At 57.2% G+C, this 23,653-nt stretch carries 20 protein-coding genes; 19 read left to right on the forward strand and 1 reads right to left on the reverse strand.

Annotation, left to right across the window (positions count from 1 at the left end):
• Positions 1–36: 36 nt before the first annotated feature.
• Genes sdhC through ACN080_RS00405 form a run of 4 tightly spaced genes read left to right on the forward strand, consistent with a single transcriptional unit; the run spans position 37 to position 3,497 of the window.
• A complete protein-coding gene (gene sdhC, locus ACN080_RS00390) occupies positions 37–417 on the forward strand; it encodes a succinate dehydrogenase, cytochrome b556 subunit (RefSeq protein WP_419104390.1) in 381 nt (126 codons plus the stop codon).
• Positions 418–420: 3 nt separating this feature from the next.
• Entirely contained in the window at positions 421–906 is a 486-nt protein-coding gene (locus ACN080_RS00395) for a succinate dehydrogenase hydrophobic membrane anchor subunit (protein WP_419112756.1), read from the forward strand.
• A gap of 40 nt (positions 907–946) precedes the next feature.
• Entirely contained in the window at positions 947–2,710 is a 1,764-nt protein-coding gene (gene sdhA, locus ACN080_RS00400) for a succinate dehydrogenase flavoprotein subunit (RefSeq protein WP_419112757.1), read from the forward strand.
• A 1-nt stretch (position 2,711) separates the two neighbouring features.
• A complete protein-coding gene (locus ACN080_RS00405) occupies positions 2,712–3,497 on the forward strand; it encodes a succinate dehydrogenase iron-sulfur subunit (RefSeq protein ID WP_419099931.1) in 786 nt (261 codons plus the stop codon).
• A gap of 327 nt (positions 3,498–3,824) precedes the next feature.
• Here the strand turns inward: ACN080_RS00405 and ACN080_RS00410 are convergent, their stop codons facing one another.
• Positions 3,825–4,559 carry a hypothetical protein gene (locus ACN080_RS00410; protein WP_419112758.1) on the reverse strand — a complete coding sequence of 245 codons (735 nt, stop codon included), beginning with the start codon at positions 4,557–4,559 and terminating at the stop codon, positions 3,825–3,827.
• 571 nt (positions 4,560–5,130) lie between these two features.
• Between ACN080_RS00410 and ACN080_RS00415 the strand changes: the two genes are divergently transcribed.
• From ACN080_RS00415 to ACN080_RS00485, 15 genes are all read left to right on the forward strand, one after another.
• Positions 5,131–6,309 (forward strand): amidohydrolase, encoded by a 1,179-nt coding sequence (locus tag ACN080_RS00415; protein WP_419112566.1) that lies wholly within the window; start codon positions 5,131–5,133, stop codon positions 6,307–6,309.
• Positions 6,310–6,612: 303 nt separating this feature from the next.
• Positions 6,613–7,713: a BMP family lipoprotein gene (locus ACN080_RS00420; RefSeq protein WP_419111253.1), complete on the forward strand. Its 1,101-nt coding sequence runs from the start codon at positions 6,613–6,615 to the stop codon at positions 7,711–7,713.
• A gap of 195 nt (positions 7,714–7,908) precedes the next feature.
• Entirely contained in the window at positions 7,909–9,486 is a 1,578-nt protein-coding gene (locus ACN080_RS00425; RefSeq protein ID WP_419104393.1) for an ABC transporter ATP-binding protein, read from the forward strand.
• Positions 9,487–9,488: 2 nt separating this feature from the next.
• Complete coding sequence (locus ACN080_RS00430) at positions 9,489–10,787, forward strand: ABC transporter permease (protein ID WP_419112759.1); 1,299 nt, start codon at positions 9,489–9,491, stop codon at positions 10,785–10,787.
• Positions 10,788–10,789: 2 nt separating this feature from the next.
• Positions 10,790–12,082, forward strand: a complete 1,293-nt coding sequence (locus ACN080_RS00435) for an ABC transporter permease (RefSeq protein ID WP_419112760.1) — start codon at positions 10,790–10,792, stop codon at positions 12,080–12,082.
• A 59-nt stretch (positions 12,083–12,141) separates the two neighbouring features.
• Entirely contained in the window at positions 12,142–12,543 is a 402-nt protein-coding gene (locus ACN080_RS00440) for a cytidine deaminase (RefSeq protein ID WP_419099924.1), read from the forward strand.
• Positions 12,544–12,670: 127 nt separating this feature from the next.
• Entirely contained in the window at positions 12,671–13,969 is a 1,299-nt protein-coding gene (locus ACN080_RS00445) for a thymidine phosphorylase (protein ID WP_419111257.1), read from the forward strand.
• A 48-nt stretch (positions 13,970–14,017) separates the two neighbouring features.
• Positions 14,018–15,994, forward strand: a complete 1,977-nt coding sequence (locus tag ACN080_RS00450) for a hypothetical protein (protein ID WP_419112761.1) — start codon at positions 14,018–14,020, stop codon at positions 15,992–15,994.
• Positions 15,995–16,105: 111 nt separating this feature from the next.
• Positions 16,106–17,317, forward strand: coding sequence for an adenosine deaminase (locus tag ACN080_RS00455; protein ID WP_419112762.1), 1,212 nt, complete (start codon positions 16,106–16,108; stop codon positions 17,315–17,317).
• A complete protein-coding gene (locus tag ACN080_RS00460) occupies positions 17,301–18,080 on the forward strand; it encodes a MazG nucleotide pyrophosphohydrolase domain-containing protein (protein WP_419112763.1) in 780 nt (259 codons plus the stop codon). Before ACN080_RS00455 ends, ACN080_RS00460 begins: the two co-directional genes overlap by 17 nt.
• A 277-nt stretch (positions 18,081–18,357) precedes the next feature.
• Positions 18,358–19,638: a phosphopyruvate hydratase gene (eno, locus tag ACN080_RS00465; RefSeq protein ID WP_419099919.1), complete on the forward strand. Its 1,281-nt coding sequence runs from the start codon at positions 18,358–18,360 to the stop codon at positions 19,636–19,638.
• Between the two features lie 227 nt (positions 19,639–19,865).
• Positions 19,866–20,486, forward strand: a complete 621-nt coding sequence (locus tag ACN080_RS00470) for an FtsB family cell division protein (protein ID WP_419112764.1) — start codon at positions 19,866–19,868, stop codon at positions 20,484–20,486.
• Between the two features lie 77 nt (positions 20,487–20,563).
• Positions 20,564–21,130: a DUF501 domain-containing protein gene (locus ACN080_RS00475; protein ID WP_419099917.1), complete on the forward strand. Its 567-nt coding sequence runs from the start codon at positions 20,564–20,566 to the stop codon at positions 21,128–21,130.
• A gap of 54 nt (positions 21,131–21,184) precedes the next feature.
• Positions 21,185–22,141, forward strand: coding sequence for an exopolyphosphatase (locus ACN080_RS00480; protein WP_419104402.1), 957 nt, complete (start codon positions 21,185–21,187; stop codon positions 22,139–22,141).
• A gap of 8 nt (positions 22,142–22,149) precedes the next feature.
• On the forward strand, positions 22,150–23,526 hold the full coding sequence (locus ACN080_RS00485) for a S8 family peptidase (protein WP_419112765.1): 1,377 nt from the start codon (positions 22,150–22,152) through the stop codon (positions 23,524–23,526).
• The last annotated feature ends 127 nt before the right edge of the window (positions 23,527–23,653 follow it).

Here is a 23,653-nt window from a genome sequence, read left to right on the forward strand (position 1 = left end):
CTGGCGCTTGGCCCGCATCACACAGGAGGTTATTCAGTGCCGAATACATCCAAGGGCACGCTGTATCGCGGCCGCGAAGGTATGTGGTCGTGGGTTGCCCACCGCATCACCGGTATCGCTATCTTTTTCTTCTTGCTGGTTCATGTGCTTGACACGGCAGTTGTACGCATCTCACCGGAGGCCTATAACTCCATCATGCATATCTACAAGAATCCTCTGATGGCCATGGGTGAAGCCGCTTTGGTTGCGGCTATCGTCTACCATGCCTTCAACGGTATCCGTATTATTCTGGTTGACTTCTGGAAGAACGGTGCCAAGAACCAGAAGGCCATGCTCTGGGGTGTTCTGATTCTATGGGCCATAGTTATGGTTCCCTTCCTTATCCGTCACCTCATGCTCGCCTTTGGGGGTCACTAAGACATGGCAACACCTCTCAAAACTAAGATTTCAGTTCCTCGTAGCCGCGATAACACCGTCTCGGGAGTTAAATACAACCGCTCTTCCTCCAAGCGCAACAACTTTGAGATGTTCGCCTGGCTCTACATGCGAGTCTCAGGCGTTCTGCTGGTTGTCCTGATTTTTGGCCACCTCTTCGTCAACCTGATGATGGGCGAAGGCGTCCACCGCATTGACTTTGGTTTTGTGGGCGGCAAGCTGGCTAACCCCTTCTGGCAGGTCTGGGATCTGCTTTTGCTCTGGCTGGCTATGATCCACGGTGCCAACGGTATCCGCGTCATCATCGACGATTACGCAGAGAAGGACGGTGTTCGTTCCGTCCTCAAGATTGCGCTCTTCTTGGCAACCGCTTTCGTGATTCTGCTCGGAACCCTGGTGATTTTCACCTTCGATCCCTGCCCCGCCGGTGCTAGCGCAGAGCTTCTGCCCTCCTTCTGCACTGCTCCCTAAAGTTACAGCGCTCTAGATTTTAGAAAGAAGCATTCCCACAATGCAGGTACATAAGTACGACGTCGTTATCATCGGTGCAGGTGGCGCAGGTATGCGAGCCGCCATCGAAGCAGGCCAGCGTGTTCGCACTGCTGTTCTGACCAAGCTTTACCCCACTCGCTCCCATACAGGTGCCGCCCAGGGCGGTATGTGTGCAGCTCTTGCCAATGTCGAAGAGGACAACTGGGAGTGGCATACCTTTGACACCATCAAGGGTGGGGACTACCTGGTAGATCAGGACTCGGCAGAGGTCATGGCTAAGGAAGCCATTGACGCTGTGCTGGATCTGGAAAAGATGGGCCTGCCCTTCAACCGCACCCCCGAGGGCCGTATTGATCAGCGTCGCTTTGGTGGTCACACCCGCGACCACGGTAAGGCTCCTGTGCGCCGCGCCTGCTACGCTGCGGACCGCACCGGCCACATGATTCTCCAGACCCTCTACCAGAACTGCGTTAAGCACAACGTGGAGTTCTACAACGAGTACTACGTGCTCGATTTGGTCATGGTGGAGGACGAAAAGGGCGTCCGCCGCCCCGCCGGTGTTGTCTCCTACGACCTGGCAACCGGTGATGTGCACGTCTTCCAGGCTAAGTCAGTTGTCTTCGCTTCTGGCGGTTGCGGCAAGATCTTCAAGACCACCTCCAATGCCCACACCCTGACCGGTGACGGTATGGCCATTGCCCTACGCAACGGTATTCCCCTGGAGGATATGGAATTCGTGCAGTTCCACCCCACGGGTCTTGCCGGCCTGGGCATCCTGGTTTCTGAGGCTGCCCGTGGTGAGGGCGGTATTCTGCGTAACTCTGAGGGTGAGCGTTTCATGGAGCGCTACGCACCCACCATTAAGGACCTGGCGCCCCGCGATATTGTGGCCCGCTCGATGGCAAACGAAGTGCGCGAAGGCCGAGGCTGTGGCCCCAATAAGGATTACGTCCTGCTGGATCTGACCCACCTGGAGCCCGCCCATATTGACGAGAAGCTACCCGATATTACCGAGTTCGCTCGTACCTATCTGGGCGTTGAGCCTTACACCGAGCCGGTGCCGGTCTTCCCCACAGCCCACTACGCTATGGGCGGTATCCCCACCAACATTAAGGCTGAGGTCCACTCCAATTCTGAGGACATCATCCCCGGCCTCTACGCCGCCGGTGAGGTTGCCTGTGTATCGGTGCACGGATCTAACCGCCTGGGTACTAATTCCCTGCTCGATATTAACGTCTTTGGTAAGCGTGCTGGCATGTATGCTGCCGAGTACGCCGCTTCTGCGGACTTCCTGCCCGTCCCCGATGATGCAGCCGATGAAACCCTGGTCTTGCTGAACCAGATTCGCAAGGGCGAGGGCACCGAAAAGGTCGGCCAGCTGCGTAAGGAACTGCAGGATGTCATGGATGCAGACATGCAGGTTTTCCGTACCGCAGAGACCATTCACAATGCGGTCAACAAGATTGTTGAGCTGGAAGAGCGCTACCAGAACATTCAGATTCAGGATAAGGGCAAGCGCTTTAACCTGGACCTGCTTGAAGCCGTTGAGCTGGGCTTCCTGCTCCAGTTGGCTAAGGTCATGTCGGTAGCTGCTCTGCACCGCAAAGAGTCTCGTGGTGGTCACTTCCGTGAGGACTACCCTGACCGCGACGATGCCAACTTCATGAAGCACTCCATGGTCTACCTGGATGAGCAGGCAGAGATGGAAGGCATTAAGGGTCTACGCTTTGATACCAAGCCCGTGACCTTCACCCGCTACGAACCGATGGAGCGTAAGTACTAAAATGGCTGATTTTGAAGCACGCGAACCAGAATCCAAGGTCGTTCTTAAGGCTGAGGCCGGTGAAGCTGGCGCTATCCCTACTTTTGATGTGACCGTCCAGGTCCGCCGTTACGACCCTGAACTGTCGGCAGAGGCCCACTGGGATGAGTTTAAGCTGACCATGTTTGGCACCGACAGGGTGCTCGATGCCTTGCACAAGATTAAGTGGGAGATTGACGGCTCACTCTCTTTCCGTCGCTCGTGCGCTCACGGTATTTGTGGCTCTGATGCCATGCGTATTAACGGCCGTAACCGCCTGGCCTGTAAGACCCTGCTCAAGGATCTTGACCTGTCCAAGCCGATCACCGTTGAGCCAATTAAGGGTCTGCCCTGCGAGAAGGACCTGATTGTTGATATGGAGCCCTTCTTCCAGGCCTACCGGGAGATCATGCCCTTCTTGGTTAATGACACCCATGAGCCTGAGCGTGAGCGCCTGCAGTCCCAGGAGGACCGGGCCCGGTTTGATGACACCACCAAGTGCATCCTCTGTGCGGCCTGCACAAGCTCCTGCCCTGTCTTTTGGACTGATGGGCAGTACTTTGGCCCGGCAGCTATTGTGAACGCCCACCGTTTCATTTTTGATTCGCGTGATGATGCCGGGGATATGCGCCTGGAGATCCTCAATGATAAGGAGGGTGTCTGGCGTTGCCGCACCACCTTTAACTGTACTGAGGCCTGCCCCCGTGGCATTGAAATCACTAAGGCTATTGCCGAGGTCAAGCAGGCTGTGGTGGCTAGGGTTCTTTAGCTACTCTCAGCTGGCTGTGCTCTAGTAGCCCTGAGTCACCGCCGGCTAGCTGCTTGCCCTTGCCAGCGCGCTTAGTCCTCCCGGCCTACCCCAATCAGGGGGTAGGCCGGGAGGACTTTTTGGTCTGTGTGCGCTTGGCCTAGGGGAGGGGGGTAAGCTCTTAGTCTGTCTGGCATGCACCGGCTCTAGCTTTAGAAAGGCTGACAGTTAGACCCCTGTACCTGGTCTGAAGTTTTGAGCAGAGCAGGCTGAGAGCACACTAAAGGGCGAGCTGCTCCTGTCAAAAGGAGTAGCTCGCCCTGAAGGGTTAGACCTGTCGGCGCCTACTTAGCAGGTGCCGGTGGTTACCTTCTGGTTATTATCTGCGTGGCTATCGGGAGCGATGGGGCTACCACCGTTGAAGACCAGGAGATCGTCTAGATCGTAGCGGGTAGTGTTTCCCAGGTAGGACCACTGGACGGTGGGGTAGCAGGTGCCGTCAATACGCAGGGGCTCACGACCGCTTTTGTTGACAGAAGTGGGGTAGCGCTTTGGAATGGTAATAGTGCCTGAGGAGTAGCTAGTATTGTTGCCGCTGGAGGTCACCGACAGGGTGCTCTTGGGGCTGATATTAGAGGACTCTGCCGAGCCTGACCCGTCCCAAATCATAGCTGCCACGCAGTTAACATCTTGGACGGGAACGTCCTGGTTGGCGGTTAGGGTAACTACAAACTGGGTAGCTGACTGGCCCTTGGGGATATCTGTGGTCAGGGTCCAGGCACCGTTTTGGGAGTAGTTGAGGCCCGGTACCTGGCCGCTGCTCATGTTGACGACCCAGGTGACGGTGTCGCCTGCATGAAGCATATCATTAGGTGCCTGGACGGCAAGTTTGACCTTACTGGTCTGGGAATTGACGGTACCACTACCGAAGAAGAGGGAGCAGATAGTGCCCAGCGGCGGATCATCGGGGGTGCGATCGGATGAGGATGCTGCGTAGGCTGGAATTGCTGAGGTGGCGATAACAGCCGGGGCGGCCCAGGCGGCGCCCTTGGCGATGTTACGGCGTGAAATTTGAGGGGTCATGGTGCGTGATTTCTTTCGATCAATGATGTTCAAGTTCAAGAGTAGGTGAGCTTCTAGGGGGTATGCCCAGTTAAGCTATAATCCCTAAGCGTTACCTAGAGGGCAAACCAGGGTGAACCTAATTTAAGCTCTTCTACCGATGCTCACTCTATTCTACTATAAGGGGAGGTCAATCGTCATTAACCAACCAGTGCGCTAAATTTTAAAAATCAGCTATAGCTACATTTTTAACTGTATATGCGGATGTTTGCCCTACGGGCTAGACAATTTGGAGATATAGATTAGTTTAATCACATCTACTGCCTACTGGCCGAGTCTGGCCCTCCAGCTGCCATGTACTAAGTGGGGGGATAGATAAACCCTTTTTTCTGACAATAAATCTGTTTTTGTTAATTTATTGGTCAGTTAGGGCTATTTTTAACTTATCGAAAGAGCCCTTCGACTAGGAGCTGTCTAAACATTCTTCTGTTATACCCCATACTGCCAGTAAGGTAGGCTTATGGATAAATCTTCTACGACTCAAGACGTAGTTTCAGGGTTTCCAGGGCTGAGCTCGACACAGACTGAAGATATGCTCAAAAACTCGGTAGACAACCTGATTCCTGAATTGAAAGCCTTCCGCCGGGAGGTTCACCGCCACCCCGAGCTTTCCTACCTAGAGAAAAAAACCACGGAGCGAATCTTTAGCGCCCTGACCCAGGAAGGCTTAGCGCCCCGGCACCTCAAGGGCACCGGCTGCTATGTGGATGTAGGGCAGGGCCCGCTGGCGGCAGCCCTACGCGCAGACATTGATGCTCTACCCATTCAAGAGCAAACAGAACTGCCCTACGCCTCCAAACACCCCGGGATCATGCACGCCTGCGGGCACGACATCCACCAGACCGTCATGCTAGGCGTTGCCATCCTCCTGCATCGGCTTGACCAGCACAGGCCCCTGGGCGGGCGCATCCGCATCATCTTCCAGCCTGCCGAAGAACAACTGCCTGGCGGGGCTGTTGATGTGATCGCCCAGGGCATCCTAGAAGGGGTGCCGCGCGCTTTTGCCTTACACTGTGAACCCAAGGTAGATGTGGGTAAAATCGGAACCCGTATTGGGGCTATAACCAGCGCTTCCGACACCATCAAAATCAGCCTCAAAGGGCGCGGTGGGCACACCTCTCGGCCCCACCTGACCGAAGACATCATCTACGCCCTCTCCCAGATAGCTATCAACGTCCCAGCAGTGCTCTCACGTAAGACCGATGTGCGCAGTGGTGTGCTGGTGGCCTGGGGGCAGATCGAAGCCGGAGTGGCCCCCAATGCAATCCCCTCCACCGCTTTCCTGGCCGGAACTATGCGCTGTTTAGATGCTGAGGTTTGGAAGCAGGCAGGAGCCATGCTCGATCAGGTGGTGGAGCAGGTCGCGGCCCCCTACCGGGTCGAGATTGAACTAGAGCATTTTCGCGGCGTACCCCCATCCGTTAACACCGAAGAGGAAGTCGCCCTGGTCGAAGCAGCCAGCAGGGCTGAACTGGGGGAGGACTCTGTGGTGCTAGTGGAACAATCTATGGGGGGTGAAGACTTCGCCTGGATACTGCAGGAAGTCCCCGGTGCCCTCATTCGCCTAGGTACTCGTGTGCCAGGTGGAATAACCTACGATTTACACCGGGGAGACTATGCCCCCGATGAGCGGGCTATCGAGTATGGCGTTCGAGTAATGGCTGCCACCGCTTTAAGGGCTATTAGTCTAGAGCGTTCACGGCTTGCCTAAAGAGGTGCCTGCCCACTTTTGAGGAAGAGGTGGCGCTTCTTAGGTCAGCAGAGCACCATTGGAACAAATGGGCACTCTTTACCTAGGGGTGCTGGGTGATCAGGGCCAATAATCCCGGTGTGATTAAATAGCAGAGCCTTGTTGCTGGGGTCACTCCTTTTTGGGTGAATCAGAGATGAACCGGAAGATAAATCACACTATGATGTGTTGTGTTACGCAAAATTTCTTCTGGGATTACACATCACACGCGGGTAGTAGTGCACTGGTGCACCTACCTCCCAGAGTGGCACGAAAAGGACCTTCATGGCTCTCTCACGCAAGCACTTCGCATCAACCGGTTCTATCCTGGGCATCTCCGCCCTGCTTCTGGCAGGCTGCGGCTCAGCCCCCGAAGAGTCCTCCAAGGCCTCCGGCGACAACAAAGACTACCTGGGCTGCATCGTCTCTGACTCCGGTGGCTTCAACGACAAGTCCTTCAACCAGAACTCCTACAAGGGTCTGACCGACGCCGTCTCCCAATACGGCATTCAGGAAAAGAAGGCCCAGTCTAGCGCTGAGACTGACTACGCTCCCAACCTCAACGAAATGGTCCAGGCCGGTTGCAACCTAACCGTCACCGTGGGTTACGGTCTGGCAGACGCGACCAAGGAAGCAGCAGAAGCCAACAGCGACCTGCACTTCACCATCGTGGACGATAACTCCATCGAGCTCGATAACGTGCGCCCCATCGTCTTTGACACCGCCCAGGCCGCTTTCCAGGCTGGCTACCTGGCCGCTTCCCAGACCAAGACCGGTAAGGTCGCAACCTACGGTGGTGCCCAGTTCCCCACCGTAACCATCTTCATGGACGGCTTCGCCCAGGGCGTCAAATACTACAACGAGCAGAAGGGCACCAAGGTTGAGGTCCTCGGTTGGAACACCGAGAACCAGTCCGGCACCTTCACCGGTGACTTCGAAGATGCCACCAAGGGCAAGACCAATACCCAGAACTTCCTGGACCAGGGCGCCGATATCATTCTGCCCGTTGCTGGCCCCGTAGGTGCAGGCACCCTTGAAGCTGTCAAGGAATACAACGCGGCTCACGCCGATGCCCCCGCCTCCGTTGTCTGGGTTGACTCTGATGGCTACGAAACCAACCCCGACTTCCAGGACATCATCCTGACCTCCATCATGAAGAAGATGGACGAAGCTATCACCGAGACCATCAAAGCTGACATGGACGGCAAGTTCACCTCCGAGGCCTACATCGGTACCCTGGAGAACGACGGCGTTGGCCTGGCTCCCTTCCACAACTTCGACAGCAAGGTCTCCGATGAGACCAAGGCGGAGCTGGAGAAGATTAAGGAAGATATCATCTCCGGCACCATCAAGGTTGAGACCGAAGGCTCACCCACTGCTGCATAATAAGCACCCGTTAGCCACTTGCTAACCCCCGCAACGGCTCACACCCTCTACCCGCTAGAGGGGTGAGCCGTTTGTGCGGTGAAGGGGCAGTGTCCAGTAAGTAAGCCCCAACCCGCTAAACTAAAGCACGAAGCAAACCTTTCTGCCGCCCCGCGCGGTGATGTGCCCAGGTTCTCTCACAGAAAGCCACCCCCCATGAAACTCGAACTGCGCAAGGTGACCAAGAGATTTGGTGATTTTACCGCGAACGATAGCATCGACCTGACGGTCACCCCGGGGACAGTCCACTGTCTGCTGGGCGAAAACGGTGCCGGTAAATCCACTCTGATGAACGTCATCTACGGCCTTTATCAGCCCACCGAGGGGCAAATCTATATTGATGATCAGCCGGTCGAGTTTTCCGGCCCCTCCGATGCTATGGCCGCCGGTATCGGTATGGTTCACCAGCACTTTATGCTGGTTCCGGTCTTTACCGTGGCAGAAAATGTGGCTCTGGGTTCAGAGAGCCTTAAGGGGGTAACCCTGGATCTGGAAACTACCCGCCGTAAAATCCGCCAAATCTCTGACCGCTACGGCTTCGCCGTGGACCCCGACGCGGTAGTAGAAGACCTGCCCGTGGGTGTTCAGCAGCGCGTTGAAATTATTAAGGCCCTGGTTCGGGAGGCCGAAATCCTGATTCTCGATGAGCCTACCGCTGTGCTCACCCCCGCAGAAACCGACCAGCTCCTGGGCATCATGGACGAACTGCGCAAAGACGGCAAATCCCTGCTCTTTATCTCCCACAAGCTGCGTGAAGTCCGTGAGATCTCCGATGATATTACCGTCATTCGCCGCGGTAAGGTGGTGGGCCAGGCCAGCCCCGCTATGTCCACTACCGAGCTGGCCTCCCTGATGGTCGGTAAGGCCGTTCAGCTCACCGTCGATAAGGGCGCCCCCCAGCTCACCCAAAAGACTTTCGAGCTTGAAAACCTCACCCTGATTGCCAGTAACGGTGTTCCTCTGCTCAAGGACGTTAGCTTCAGCGTCCGCGGCGGCGAGATTCTGGCCGTAGCCGGCGTTCAGGGCAACGGGCAGACCGAACTGGCAGAAAGCATTATCGGTTTGCACCCCAAGGCAACCGGATCCATGAAGCTCAACGGTAAAGAACTGCTGGGGCTTTCCACCAAGCAGGTCCTACAGTCGGGTGTTGGCTTTGTTCCCGAAGACCGCAGCAAGGACGGCCTGATCGGCTCCTTCTCTATCTCTGAGAACCTGATTCTTGACCTCTTTGACAGCAAAGATTTCTCGTCCATGGGAACCCTCAACCGGTCCAAGATTTCTGAGAACGCGGACCGTGCCGGAGCCGAATTTGATATCCGCATGGGCTCCAAAGAACATACCGCGTCCACTCTTTCCGGTGGTAACCAGCAGAAAATTGTGGTGGCCCGCGAACTCAGCCGCCCCCTCGAACTCTTTGTGGCCTCCCAACCCACTCGTGGCGTGGATGTTGGTTCCATCGAATTCATTCACAAGCGCATAGTTCAGGAACGAGATAAGGGCCTACCGGTCATTATCGTATCGACTGAACTTGATGAGGTCTACGGTCTTGCTGACCGTATCGCCGTGTTCTTCCACGGGGAGCTCATGGGCATTGTCCCGCCTGAGACACCCCGCTCGGTACTGGGCCAGATGATGGCCGGGGCAACCTACGAGGAGGCCCAGAGAGCCGCCGATGAACATGAAGAAGTTTCAGCCGTAACCACCCCCCAAACCCCCTGGGCAGAAGGAGAATAAGCGTGAGTGACAACAAGCCCGCAGCCGAGCAGGTAGACCCCGCTCAGACTGCCAAGAGTGCGGCTACTAGCCCCGCGCCGGCAACTGAAAGTCAGACCGTCATCCAGCCCAAGCCTTCCACCTTTGCCCGCATTGCCGGCGGTAACATCGGCCTGTCAATCGGTGCCGCCCTGGCCGCCTTTATCGTGGGTGGCCTGCTCATTGCCGCGACGGACCCCGCCACCCAGGCCGCCTCAAAGTACTTCTTTGCCCGCCCCATTGACACCCTCAGTGCAGGCTGGAGCGCAGCTTATGACGCCTACATGGCACTGCTGCAGGGGGCGATTTTCAACCCCAACGGGCGCACCTTTAACCAGCAGCTTCGCCCCATCACCGAAACCCTGACTGTAGCCACTCCGCTGATCTTTGCGGGCCTAGCTGTCGCCCTCTCTTTCCGGGCCGGTCTCTTTAACATCGGTGCCCAGGGCCAGCTTATCCTCGGTGCCCTGGTTTCAGGCTGGGTTGCACTGAACGCTGGCCTGCCCCTAGTTGCTATGGTTCCCCTGATTATTGTTGGCGGTATCGTCGGTGGTGCCCTCTGGGGCGGTATCATCGGTGTCCTCAAAGCTAAGACTGGTGCCCACGAGGTCATCCTGTCCATCATGATGAACTACATTGCCGCCAACCTGCTGGTCTACCTGCTCAAGACCCCGCTCTTTCAGCGTGCGGGTAGCTCCAACCCCATCTCCGAGAAACTGCCCGATACGGCGGTCTTCCCCCAGCTTCTTGGGCCAGCCTTCCGCCTGCACCTGGGCTTTATCGTAGCTATCCTGGCTGTAGCTTTTGTTTGGTGGCTCCTGAACCGCTCCACCGTTGGTTTCCGGCTGCGTGCCGTTGGCGCTAACCCGCACGCTGCTCGCACCGCAGGCATCAAGGTGGCCTCAGGCTACATCATCGTCATGGCGCTCTCCGGTGCCCTCGCCGGTCTGGCCGGTGCCGCCCAGGTGGCAGGTAGCGAAAAGGTACTTACCACAGGTATTGCAGGTTCACTGGGTTTTGACGCTATCACCGTGGCTCTGCTGGGTAGATCCAAGCCCGTTGGCACTTTCTTCGCGGCACTGCTTTTCGGTGCCTTCCGTGCAGGCGGGGTTTCTATGCAGGTATCTACTGGTACCTCTATCGACATCGTACTGGTTCTGCAGGCGCTGATCGTTCTGTTCATCGCAGCATCCCCGCTGGTTCGCTCCATCTTCCACCTGCCCGACCCCACCGGCAAAACCACCAAGAAAAAGTCAGCTCAAAAGAAGGCTGTGGAGGCATAACCATGAGTGTAGAAGCAACCAAGGCAACCAGCCTTTCTTCCGACACTGAAACTCTGGTGGTCAAAGACTGGAAAAACCCTGTTATCTATGCCGTCCTGGCCCTAGTTGCAACCCTTCTGATAGGTCTTCGCGCCCCCCAAGCAACTATTAGCCTGGGTATCTCAGACGGCGTGAGCTGGTTTAGCGCTGAGCCGTTGCGGATCAACCCCCAGACCTACGGGTGGGTTGCATCGGCCCTGATGCTGGCACTGACCCTTTACTCTTTGGTGACCGCCAAGGCGGGTAAGACACTGGGTAAGTGGGTAGCCCCTCTCTTCTGGCTACTCTTTGCAACTGGCCTGCTGGTCTGGGCAGTTGGCTCAACAGCTAGCCCCTCGCTGTCACTGGTCTCCCTGCTCAACGGTGCTGTTCTGCTCTCTGTTCCCATGATCTTCGGTTCAATGGGCGGCCTGCTCTGTGAGCGTTCTGGCGTTGTCAATATCGCTATCGAAGGCCAGCTTTTGCTGGGTGCCTTTAGTGCAGTACTCGTCGGATCTCTGACCAAGAGCCCCTGGGCTGGTCTGGTAGCTGCCATGGTGGGTGGCATGCTGGTCTCTGCCCTGCTGGCAGTCTTCGCCATCAAATACCTGGTGGACCAGGTCATCGTGGGTGTTGTGGTCAACGTCCTGGTATCAGGTCTGACCGGCTTCTTCTTCACCCGAGTTCTGGAGCCCAACGCATCAGTGCTGAACTCAGCACCCAAACTCCCTGCTTTCGCTATCCCCGGCCTGTCGGAGATCCCCGTGCTCGGTCCGGTGCTTTTCAACCAGAACGTCCTGGTCTACATCATGTATATCGTCGTTGCAACTATCTGGTTCGCACTGAACAAGACCCGCTGGGGCTTGCGCACCCGCGCCGTAGGCGAGCACCCCAAGGCCGCTGATACCTTGGGTGTGAATGTTAACCGCCTGCGCGCTACCAACGTCCTGCTAGCTGGTGCCGTTGCCGGTATGGGCGGAGCTTTCTTCACCCTGGTATCCGTTTCATCCTTCAACTCCGACATGACCGCCGGCCAGGGCTACATCGCCCTTGCTGCGCTTATCTTCGGACGTTGGACCCCGATTGGTGCCCTGAGCGCCGCCCTGCTCTTTGGCTTCTCACTGAACCTGCAGTTCGTTCTCTCAATCCTGGGCACCAGCGTACCCACCGAACTGTTGGCCATGCTGCCCTACCTGGTGACCATCTTCGCGGTGGCAGGCCTGGTGGGCCGTTCACGAGGCCCCGCAGCCGTAGGCATTCCCTACGTCAAGGAATAAATCTCTGGTGGCTACCGCTTGGTGCGGTAGCCACCCCTGTCTTAAGCAAAGGAACAAAGATGCCCGAGATTAACTGGGAAGAGCTGACCCAGGCCGCCACCGATGCACTGGCCTGCTCTTACTCTCCCTACTCCAACTACCCGGTAGGTGCCGCAGCCCTCACCGAGGATGGCCGCGTTATTACCGGGGCCAACATCGAGAACGCCTCATACGGTATTACTCTCTGTGCCGAATGTTCCTTGATCTCTGAACTTTTCCGCACGGGGGGAGGGCAGCTGGTAGCTTTTGCCTGCGTCGATCAGGACGGAAAAGCGCTCATGCCCTGCGGCAGGTGCCGCCAACTTCTCTTTGAGCACAGCGCACCCGGTATGCTCCTACAGTCTGTGAGCGGGCTGATGACGATTGAACAGATGCTGCCCGATGCCTTTGGCCCCGAACGCTTAGAGACAGCAAGAGGCTAATCTTTCACTGCGGTTGCCTGCCCGGGAGCGGGCGCTCGCCGGTTTGAACTGGCATACTTGAACATAGAGTTAGTAGCAAGCAAGAAGAGCGCGGGGAGCAAGGTAGCACTCGCGTAGAAAGGACAGCGTGAGCACCGAAGCTTTTGACGCCGTAGATGTCATCCGCACCAAGCGAGACGGAGGGGTCCTCTCACCCGAGCAAATTGACTGGGTCATTGATGCCTATACTCGCGGTGTGGTTGCCGATGAGCAGATGAGTGCTCTTGCCATGGCTATTTTTCTCAACGGTATGAGCCGCCCCGAGATTGTGCGCTGGACCGATGCCATGATTCGTTCTGGTGAGCGCATGGACTTTTCCTCAATCATTGGTCCCGACAAGAAGCTGGCTACTGCCGATAAGCACTCTACCGGTGGGGTGGGGGACAAAATCACCCTGCCGCTGGCCCCTCTGGTGGCTGTCTACGGGGTCGCTGTTCCCCAGCTGTCAGGCCGGGGTCTGGGCCATACCGGTGGCACCCTGGACAAGCTTGAAGCTATCCCTGGCTGGCAGGCCAATATCAGCAAGGAACGTACCCTGGAGATTTTGGGGAGTGTTGGGGCGGTTATCTCCGCTGCCGGTTCAGGCCTGGCACCTGCCGATAAGAAGCTCTACGCCCTGCGTGATACCACCAGCACTGTTGAGGCGATTCCGCTGATTGCGTCCTCGATTATGAGTAAGAAAATTGCTGAGGGCACCGGTTCACTGGTGCTCGATGTCAAGGTGGGCTCTGGTGCTTTCATGAAAGACCTGGCTCAGGCTCGCGAGCTGGCTGAGGTTATGGTCGATTTGGGTCAGGACGCAGGCGTAACAACCAGTGCCCTGCTGACCAATATGGACACTCCGCTGGGTCTGGCCGTTGGTAACGCCTGCGAGGTCGCTGAGTCCGTTGAGGTGCTCGCGGGCGGGGGGCCTGCAGACCTTGTGGAGCTGACCGTTGAGCTAGCCCGGGTCATGCTGAAAAACTCCGGTGTCGAGGCAGACCCCGCTGAAGCGCTGGCAGATGGCCGTGCTATGGATAAGTGGCGTCAGATGATTGCTGCTCAGGGCGGAGACCCCGATGCACCTCTGCCCACAGCCCGTGAAACTCATACCGTGCTAGCTGATAGCTCAGGGACTCTAACCCGCTTGGATGCTCTCGCCGTTGGTGTAGCCTCCTGGCGTTTGGGTGCAGGCCGTGCACGTAAAGAAGACGACGTTCAGCTTGCCGCAGGTATTATGCTTCACGCCAAGCCCGGTGATACTGTTACAGCAGGTCAGCCCCTGATGACTCTCATGACAGATACCCCCGAACGATTTGCCCGAGCCCTCGAGTCACTTGAGGGTGCGTGGACTATTGGCGGCGAGTACACGCCGTCCACCATCATTTTGGACCGAATCAACGCATAGGGTTACCTCCCTCCAGTAACTGTCCAACCGCGAGAAAAGAGAACAACCGTGGGACTTTTTAGCCGAAAGAAAAACCAGCCAGCTCCTAGCCCAGCATCACCTCGTGATGTCCTTGCAAGTGACGCAGAAACCAGTAAAGAATCAGCGGGTTCCGCCTCCTTGCCACCTGCTGAGACCGCTGTTGCGGCGGGAGTCTCTGCGGAGGCAAACGCAGGTAAAGGCTTCAAAGCCACGGTCGAGAAGATGCGCTCCAAGGCTGATGGACAGGTAACACTGAGCCTGACTCAGGCGGGTAATGAGATGAGCTACACGCTCTACCAGCGGGGCCAGGAAATTGAATCTGGCGTCATTGAGCCCGGTAGCGAGTGGTTCAGCCCGGTAGCTGACCTCTACGTCGAAGAGGAAAAAAGCGAACGCGGTGCATGGACTAGGGCACTGATTGTGGTCAACCCCGCTGTGGGTAACGAAACTGCGGTCCAGGTTTCATTCATGAATACTGAGGCCAGCCGGACCCACAACCTTAACTATTCTCTGAATTTGGGCCATATCGCGGCACCTGCTGTGGTAGCTGCGGCTGCTCAGACCGAAGATACACCTGAAACTACGGAGAATCCGGAGCCTGTTGAAGAGCGACTGCACCGGGTTTCTGCTCGTCTAGCATCTGATGAAGAAGAAACCGCTCAGAGCGGTGCGGGGCTTGATGCTGATCTGGCTGAGGCCGATGCTGAAGAGGTAGGGACCGTCGATTCTGTTACTCGTTCCGATGAGGTATCAACCGCCAGCGCCCTTGGCCAGCCCCTTGATAGCCTCAGCCTGTCTGAGACCGTCGAAGAATCTTCTGAGCTGGCTACTGAGCAAGCTGACTCTGTTTCTGAGACCAGCTACGTAGCCCAGCGGTTTGCTCACACAGACGAGGATGAAAACCCGGCTGGAACCCAAGAACCTGGGGAAGAGAGCCTTTCTATAGCTGGGACTCTTGACCCCGAGTTGGGCTTCAGTGACGAGGTTGCAGATAGCTCAGCGCACATCGCTCCCCAAGCGATTGAAGAGGCCCCCCGTGTAGAAGAGCCCACTATTGAGTCCAGCCATGAGCCTGTCGAAGCTGAGAACAAGGCTGAAGAAGGAGGTGCTGTTCACTCCGAGTCTGCAAGCCAGTACCCGGCAACCGGCGGACACTTTGATGGCACCGTTAATGTCGATGATTCTCAAGCGGCTTCGCAGCCGGCTGAGAAGGCAGAAGCTCCCTCATATCTTCTGGGCCAGGCCACATCACCTGAACCTGTTTCTGATGTTCCGGCGCTACTGGTTACTGAGGATGACAGTGAAAGCATTGTAGCTGACCCTTACGCCAGTGAGGATTTGCCCAGCCATATCGACGACAGTGAATTCGGTACTGACGAAGAGCCCGCACCCTCAACAAGGGCATCTGCTTCTGTTATCCCCGCCGCCCCGAGCAAGGTTGCCGCTGCCACCCTGGATGCCCCTATGACCGGCGCCAGCGTGGACGTAGCTCCCTCTTACTCTGAGCAGAGCCAGGCCAAGCCCTCTGAGACGCAGAAGGCAGATGGCAACCTGATTCTGACTGAGGCCGAGGTCGTGTCCCGACTTGCCCCGGCTTATGATGCCCTGTTCGGCCTCAAGGGTACCGCGCTGGATGTTTCAACAGTTCTGATCCGTGTACGCACCCTGGGCTCCTACTACGATGCCCTGACTCACGTGCGTCGGAACGGTTTCTGGGAGCAGGTCCGCACCTTTGACCTGATTCCCGAAGATGTTCTGGGCATTTTGCAGCTCAAGGCTGATTCTTACAAGGAAGGCTACGGTTCACCGCTGGCTATCAATCTGCGCTTTACTCCTGGCATTCCTGTGGTTGCCTCCTTTGACTACGCCGATGAAGAGGCTTTCGTGCGCTACCCCGAGCATCTGCCCGCACAGCAGTATGTAGAGGAATTGCGTATGTTCCCCCGCACCGGAGCTAATATCCCAGCGCATATGAGTGAAGCTCTGGCCTCCTGGAATTTCTAGCTAGTCACCGCTAGGGTTTTTCACTAATGACCGGCCCCCAGCTACCGCCCCGGCACACCTTCGCGTGTGGCGGGGCGGTTTCCACAAGAAAACCATGAGAGAAGAAAACGAGTGAGCGATACCCCCACTACCTGGTTACAGTCATTGCCCAAGGTCTGTCTGCACGATCACCTTGACGGTGGTCTGCTCCCGGAAACCATGATTGAGCTGGCGCAGGAGATAGGGCACGAGCTGCCTGCTGAGGAGCCTCAGGCTCTAGCGGCATGGTTTAAACAGGCCGCTGATTCTCGTTCTTTAGAACGGTATCTTGAAACTTTTGAGCACACGGTAGCGCTGATGCAGACTGCTGAAAACTTGCGCCGGGTGGCTATGGAGCATGTCTTGACCTTGGCTGCTGACGGTGTGATCTATGGCGAGGTCCGTTGGGCCCCCGAACTGCACCTGACCCAGGGGCTGAGTATGGCCCAGGCTGTTGAAGCGGTAGCTGACGGGCTCATGGACGGTATGGAACAGGTAGGGCAGGCTGGCGGGCGTATTCTGGTCAACCAGATTTTGTGCGCCATGCGCCACCAGAATAATTCCCTGGAGGTTGTGAAAACAGCTCTGGCCTACCGCCCCCTGGGTGTGGTGGGTTTTGACCTAGCTGGCCCGGAGGACGGCTTCTCTGCTGCTGACCACGCGGAGGCCCTTGATCTTGCGGCCCGTCATTTTCTGCCGGTCACCCTTCATGCGGGAGAGGCCTACGGGCTTGACTCGATTCGTCAAGCCCTGGTGGCTGGTCGTGCTCTGCGCCTGGGCCACGGTGTACGAATCACAGAGGACATTACCGCTCGTACCCTGGCTGAGATTGACCCGACCGGTGAGCTGCTGCCCGATGCTGACCGGGAGCAGACCGTCCTACAGTTGGGTGAGGTTGCCGAATGGGTTAAGAATCGCCGGACTACCCTGGAAACCTGCCCCTGTTCTAACCTGCAAACCGATGCGGCGGAACACCTTGACCGGGTGGGGCTCGGCCTCGACTTTGAACCTGCCCGTTCCTACGAGGAGCACCCGGTGGCACTGCTCCTGCAGGCTGGTTTTGCGGTAACAATCAACCCCGATAACCGGCTGATGAGCTCCACCAGCATGACCCGTGAGTTTGCTGAGCTGGCCCGATATCACGGCTTTGGTCTGACCGAATTCTTTGAGGTCACTCTCAACGCCATTAACGGTGCTTTCTGTTCCCAGGATGAGAAGCAGGCACTCTTGCGGAGCGTCCAGATGGTCTACAGCCAGCTAGCTCTCCAGGAGCAAGAAGGGGAGAGCTGTGTCTCAGGAGCCTAAACCCTCGGAGCCTCAACCCTCAACTCCCAAACCCCATGAAGCTACTAACAGGCAGGGGACTGGGCAACAGATACCGGGCTCTGATAGGACTCCCACAGCGGCTGATTTCTCCCAGCTCCTGGAGATCATGCAGACCCTGCGTCAGCCCGGCGGGTGCGCCTGGACCGGTGCACAAACCCACCAGAGCATCATGCACTATCTCATTGAAGAAACCTACGAGGTTCTTGAAGCTCTTGAAGACCCTCGGGGTCTTAACCTTCCCCTGCTCCGGGAGGAACTGGGCGATGTGCTTCTCAACCTTATTTTTCATGCCCAGATGGCCTCAGAGGTGCCCGCAGAGCTGGGTGGGTTTGGCATGGAAGATGTGGTAGCTGATTTGGCCGCAAAACTGATTCGCCGTAACCCTCACGTCTTTTCTCCCCGTGAGGGTGCTGGGCCCGGCCCGAGCGCCCAGGAAATATGTGAAGCCTGGGACCGGCTCAAGAAGCTTGAGAAGCCTGAACGTAGGGGGCTTCTGGACGGTATTCCACCGCACCTGCCTGCCCTTGCTCTGGCAGATAAGACCTTGGATAAGGCCTCAAAAGCGGGTCTGTGGCCGTGTCAGGGGGAGAATCCTGCCGGTCTGCCTGCCGGTATCGAGACTGAAGAGGCCCTGGGCGCTTACCTGTTTGAGCTGGTGGCTGCTGCCCGTGCCGCTGGTTTGGATGCTGAACGGTCCCTGAGGAGCCACACCCGCTCCTATATTCAGCACCACTCTGAATAGTCTCTCCTTCAGTGCTCTCTGAGCGGGTGAGTGTAGGGCACCTCTCCTGTAGGGGGACTCGGCAGCTCGGAGGCTCCGGTGTTGTGAGCCGTTGGCTCTGCTCCCACAAATCACAGACGTATTGAAGAAAAAGGTGGGAAATATTGAATTTCTGTGTGCTTATGTGGGTTTTTTGGTAGACTGGAAGCATAAACGCGTCTGGGCCGAGAGGCCTATTGAGCAATCAGCTTGACGCTATACAGCCATTCCACCTTTTTATCCTTCAAGGAGCATTTTCATGGCTTTGATTACCGCAGTACATGCCCGTCAGATTCTCGACTCACGCGGCAACCCCACAGTTGAAGTAGAGGTACTTCTGGAAGACGGCGCTTTTGGCCGCGCAGCAGTTCCCTCAGGCGCATCCACCGGTGAATGGGAGGCAGTTGAGCGTCGCGATGGCGACAAGGCTGTTTACCTGGGCAAGGGCGTTCTTGGCGCTGTATCTGCTGTGATTGATGAAATCGCTGAAGAGGTTATTGGTATTGATGCCACTGACCAGCGTGCTGTTGATGCAGCCATGATTGCCCTTGACGGCACCGATAACAAGGGCAAGCTGGGTGCAAACGCTATCCTTGGTGTCTCCATGGCTGTTGCTAAGGCCGCCGCTGAGTCCGCTGACTTGCCCCTCTTCAAGTACCTGGGTGGCCCCAACGCTCACCTTCTGCCCGTTCCTATGATGAACATCCTCAACGGTGGCTCACACGCTGACTCCAACGTTGATATCCAGGAATTCATGATTGCCCCCATCGGCTTCGACACCTACTCTGCTGCCCTGCAGGCTGGCGTTGAGGTTTACCACTCGCTCAAGGCTGTTCTGCACGATCGTGGCCTATCCACAGGTCTGGGCGACGAGGGTGGCTTTGCTCCCAACCTGGAGTCCAACGCGGCAGCTCTGGACCTGATCATTGAGGCTATCGAGAAGGCTGGCTACAAGCCCGGCGAGCAGATTGCGCTGGCTCTGGATGTCGCTTCTTCCGAGTTCTACAATGACGGCGCATACGACTTTGAAGGCCAGAAGAAGACCGCTGCTGAAATGAGCGCCTACTACGCTGACCTGGTTGCCAAGTACCCCCTCGTTTCTATCGAGGATCCCCTGGATGAAAATGACTGGGAGGGCTACAAGACCCTCACCGCCGAAATCGGCGACAAGGTCCAGATTGTTGGCGATGACCTCTTTGTGACCAACCCCGAGCGTCTGGCCCAGGGCATCAACGGCGGTGCTGCTAACGCCCTGCTGGTCAAGGTAAACCAGATTGGTTCACTGACCGAGACCCTTGACGCTATGGCACTGGCTCAGCGCAGCGAGTACCGTTGCATGGTTTCACATCGTTCAGGTGAGACCGAGGATGTCACCATTGCTGACCTGGCTGTTGCAACCAACGCCGGCCAGATCAAGACCGGCGCTCCCGCACGTTCAGAGCGCGTTGCTAAGTACAACCAGCTCCTGCGTATCGAGGAAGAGCTCGGCGACCAGGCTGTTTACGCCGGTAAGAGCGCTTTCCCCCGCTTTGCCAAGTAAGTCTGTTTTATAGACTGACTGCGGTGCCCCGGTAGCTACCTACCGGGGCACTTCTTTATACTCGGTCACTGTTCAGCCTATGAGGGCATAGCTCTTACCTTTTGCCTTGGTGGGGTGGGTGGGGGAGCGGGTAGACTGGTAATCTTGACGGAAGAGAGCATGCGGGCTTCTGAGTGAAGCCCTAGCAAAAGAGCGGCGGACCAACCCGCAGAATCAGGAAATACAGCATGGCACGGCAACAGGGGAACAAAAAGCCTAACCGCATTGCGGCTTTCTTTGGCTTTGGCCTGGGAAAACCGGCTGCCTCATCTGTTCGGGCTCAGCGAGCTAAACAGTCTGTGCCCTCTACCGGCTCTGAGCTCCCCGATAAGCCTGTCGCGGCGCACTCTTTCTCGGGTCACTTCATCACCTTCGCCCTGGTCCTGGTCATTATCGCGCTTTCGGTCTACAGCCCGCTTACATCCTTTATCAAACAGAACCAGGAGATTAAGGCCGCCAAGGACAATATCACTAGCTTGGAGGCTGAGAAGAAAGATTTACAGAACCAGGTTAACCTCTGGCAGGACGACAACTACGTCAAGCAGCAGGCTCGTAGCCGTCTCTTCTACGTGGAGCCGGGGGAGACCCCCTACTTGGTAGTCGGGCTGGATACCACCAGCGAACTTGCCGATGACACCAGTGCCGCCGCCAAGACAGCACCCGAGGACTCCTGGACCACTAAATTGTGGGGTTCCTTCCAGCTCGCGGCTGAAGACCCCAATGCCCCTCAGTCTGAGAAGGCAAAGGGCCCTACCTCCACGGGATCTGCTACTCCAACAGAAACCCCTAGGAGTCCGACCGCTCCCTAGAATTTATCCGGGTACCCGGTGACGGGCCACCCACTAGACTAAACCGACAATGCCCACCGGCCACATCAAAGGACACCATGACCACACACAACCCCCAAGGCTTTGGCGTGACAGCCGAGACTCTTGCCCCCACCGACCTTGATATCCGGGTGCTTTCGGCACAGCTAGGCCGAAGCGTGCGTGATGTTGTGGAAATCCCTGCCCGCTGTGTGTGCGGGAATCCTCTGGTTGCGGCAACCGCACCCCGGCTGGCTAACGGCTCACCCTTCCCCACCGTTTTTTATTTGGCTCACCCCGTGATTACCGCCGCGGTCTCCCGTCTTGAGGCCGAGGGGGTCATGTATGAAATGACCGATGAGGTTACCGATAAGGTCGATAAAGCTGAGGCATACAGGGCGGCCCACGAGAACTACCTGGCTGAACGCGACCGTATCCGCTCCCTTGCCGGCCTCGATCAGGTACCTGAAATTGAGGGTGTTTCTGCCGGGGGTATGCCGACTCGCGTGAAGTGCCTGCACGCTGTTCTTGGGCATACCCTGGCGGTTGGGCGCGGTATCAACCCTTACGGGGACCAGACCCTAGATTTGATTGCTCAGTGGTGGACCCCTGACACCTGTCACTGCGACCCCACCTGGCGCGACTAAACCTCAGCCACCAGTAAGCCAACCCCCACCCCGAGACTATCTGAGGGAGAACCCATGCGCCTTGGAGCTATCGACTGCGGAACCAACTCAATCCGCCTCTTGATCGCTGAAGCCCAGCCCACCGACAACGGTATCCAGCTCAAAGACTTAGAGCGGCAGATGAAAATTGTGCGCTTGGGCAAGGGCGTGGATGCGACCGGCTGGCTGGCTAAGGAATCCCTGGAACGTACCTTCGCGGCAACCCGCGACTATGCGGCGCTCCTGAAAGAGTACGGGGTCAAGCAGGTGCGTTTTGCCGCGACCAGCGCCACCCGAGATGCCGGTAACCGCGATATTTTTACCCGCGGTATCCAGGACATTCTGGGGATTGAGCCCGAGGTAATAACCGGGACCGAAGAAGCTGAGCTGTCCTTTGCGGGTGCCCTGTCATCGGTAGGCAACACCGGTGAAACAACCCTGGTGGTTGACCTGGGCGGTGGCTCCACCGAGTTCGTTTTGGGTAATCAGAAGGGTGTTCTTGCGGCTCGTTCCGTGGATATCGGTTGCGTGCGGCTGACCGAGCGGCACATTAGCTCTGACCCGCCCAATGTCTCGCAGGTGGCTCGGGTTATTGCCGATACCGATAAAGCTCTTGCTACCGCCTTGGGTACTGTTGACCTTTCCGCTACCCAGCGCATTGTCGGTGTGGCCGGTACCGTGACAACGGTTGCGGCTCACGCCTTAGGCCTGGAGAGCTATGACCCTGCCCGTATCGACCGGGCTGATATCTGCATCAAGGACATCAGCAAGGCGGCTGCTGACATGGTGGCTATGACTAGCGCCCAGCGCTCTAAGCTGGGGTACATGCACGATGGGCGGGTCGATGTGATTCCCGCTGGCTCAGTGATTTGGGCGCGCATTGTAGAGCGAGTCTCGGCCATGACAGGGGGCGCCGTCACCAGTGCCCTGGCCTCTGAAAAGGATATTCTGGATGGCCTTGCCCTGTCAGTAGCATCTCGCGCGGGGCTCTAGAGGAACCAATGGCCCACCAGCGTTTGCGAAAAGGCCTAGCCCTGCTCTGCGCTACTTTTGTAGCCTGTAGCGGTGCCCTGGGCCTAGCCCCCACGGCGCAGGCAGTAACTGCCAGCCCGAGCCTTTCAGCGGACACTCAGGCTAGCCCCTCAGCATCGACATCTCCCCGGGGCGATTCTATTCGTAGCCGCGAGTACTGGCTGACCCAGTACGGTATCACCGGCTTGTGGAAGCAAACCACAGGCAAAGGAATTACTGTTGCCGTCATTGATACGGGCGTGGATGGAACCCACCAGGACCTCGTGAACAACGTCATTGATGGCTACGATGCCTCGGGCGTGAGCAGTTCTTCTAAGGGGTGGAAAGGCCTGGGCCTTGAGCCTGAGCACGGTACCCTGGTCGCTTCGATGATTGCTGGCCACGGCCACAGCGACGGCTCAACATCGGCTAACCCCGGTCAGCCGGGCAAACCTGCTGGCGTGATAGGGGTCGCACCCGATGCCACCATTCTGCCGATTTCTCTTGAACTGGGAACCAGCGTTGCCGGTAGCCCTTCCATCAACGAGCAGATACCTGATGCCGTCCGCTACGCGGTGGACAAGGGGGCCGACATTATCAACCTCTCCGTAGGGTCCAACGACACCTCGTGGCCGGAATCTTGGGATTCTGCCTTTGCTTACGCCGAAGAAAAAGGGGTTCTGATTATTGCTTCTGCGGGGAATCGGGGTGCTGGGATCACCCAGGTTGGGGCACCAGCGACCATGCCCGGTGTGCTCACCGTAGGTGGTGTTGATACCAACCGTCAGGATTCCTGGTCTTCTTCCTCCCAGGGTATCTCCATTGCCGTGTCCGCACCGAGTGAGTCAATGGTTGGTGCTATCCCGGGTAACAAGTACGCTACCTGGTCTGGAACCAGCGCCTCGGCACCGCTGGTGACCGGGTTGGCCGCCCTCATCATGGAGAAATACCCGGACCTCACCGCCCATCAGGTCATTGAACGGATTATCTCGTCGGCAGATGATGAGGGGGCACCCGGGAGAGATGTGCTCTACGGTTACGGCATTATCAACCCCGCCAAAGCCTTGGCAGCCGATACTCCGGATGATACCCAGACCAACCCCTTAGGCTCCATGAAGGACTGGATCAGGGTTCACCGAAAGAACGCGGCCAGTTCTACCGCTGATCCCAGCCCCAGCCAAACACCTCTGCACAAGGTGGGCGAGAGCATTAGCCCGCTTGCGGCCCCCGTTCCTTCCCGGCCAGTGGAAGACTCAGGGGTTCTACCCTTTATCGTGCTAGCTGCTTTCGCTTTCTGGCTAGGAATTATTACCCTAGGCAGTATTCATCAACTTACCGGGATCCTACGGCGTAACCGGCGACGCTAGGGGAGCGGAAGCAGAGAACCTAGCCCCGGTCTTATTCCCTGCAAGGCCCTTCAGACCGCTCTGCCCATCACATGCTGGGTAAAAAACTATATTTATGCAGTTAAAAGTGGCAAGATAAGCATGGAGA

The sequence above is a fragment of the Rothia sp. CCM 9416 genome, from assembly GCF_048513535.1.
GTDB lineage: Bacteria > Actinomycetota > Actinomycetes > Actinomycetales > Micrococcaceae > Rothia.

Bases quoted from the DNA above. Each gene is read 5' to 3' on its own strand.
- ACN080_RS00395 (WP_419112756.1), top strand. From the start codon at position 421: ATGGCAACACCTCTCAAAACTAAGATTTCAGTTCCTCGTAGCCGCGAT.
- ACN080_RS00475 (WP_419099917.1), top strand. From the start codon at position 20,564: ATGACCACACACAACCCCCAAGGCTTTGGCGTGACAGCCGAGACTCTT.
- ACN080_RS00440 (WP_419099924.1), top strand. From the start codon at position 12,142: ATGCCCGAGATTAACTGGGAAGAGCTGACCCAGGCCGCCACCGATGCA.
- ACN080_RS00425 (WP_419104393.1), top strand. From the start codon at position 7,909: ATGAAACTCGAACTGCGCAAGGTGACCAAGAGATTTGGTGATTTTACC.
- ACN080_RS00405 (WP_419099931.1), top strand. From the start codon at position 2,712: ATGGCTGATTTTGAAGCACGCGAACCAGAATCCAAGGTCGTTCTTAAG.
- ACN080_RS00480 (WP_419104402.1), top strand. From the start codon at position 21,185: ATGCGCCTTGGAGCTATCGACTGCGGAACCAACTCAATCCGCCTCTTG.
- ACN080_RS00435 (WP_419112760.1), top strand. From the start codon at position 10,790: ATGAGTGTAGAAGCAACCAAGGCAACCAGCCTTTCTTCCGACACTGAA.
- ACN080_RS00420 (WP_419111253.1), top strand. From the start codon at position 6,613: ATGGCTCTCTCACGCAAGCACTTCGCATCAACCGGTTCTATCCTGGGC.
- ACN080_RS00415 (WP_419112566.1), top strand. From the start codon at position 5,131: ATGCTCAAAAACTCGGTAGACAACCTGATTCCTGAATTGAAAGCCTTC.
- eno (WP_419099919.1), top strand. From the start codon at position 18,358: ATGGCTTTGATTACCGCAGTACATGCCCGTCAGATTCTCGACTCACGC.
- sdhA (WP_419112757.1), top strand. From the start codon at position 947: ATGCAGGTACATAAGTACGACGTCGTTATCATCGGTGCAGGTGGCGCA.
- ACN080_RS00410 (WP_419112758.1), bottom strand. From the start codon at position 4,559: ATGACCCCTCAAATTTCACGCCGTAACATCGCCAAGGGCGCCGCCTGG.
- ACN080_RS00470 (WP_419112764.1), top strand. From the start codon at position 19,866: ATGGCACGGCAACAGGGGAACAAAAAGCCTAACCGCATTGCGGCTTTC.
- ACN080_RS00485 (WP_419112765.1), top strand. From the start codon at position 22,150: ATGGCCCACCAGCGTTTGCGAAAAGGCCTAGCCCTGCTCTGCGCTACT.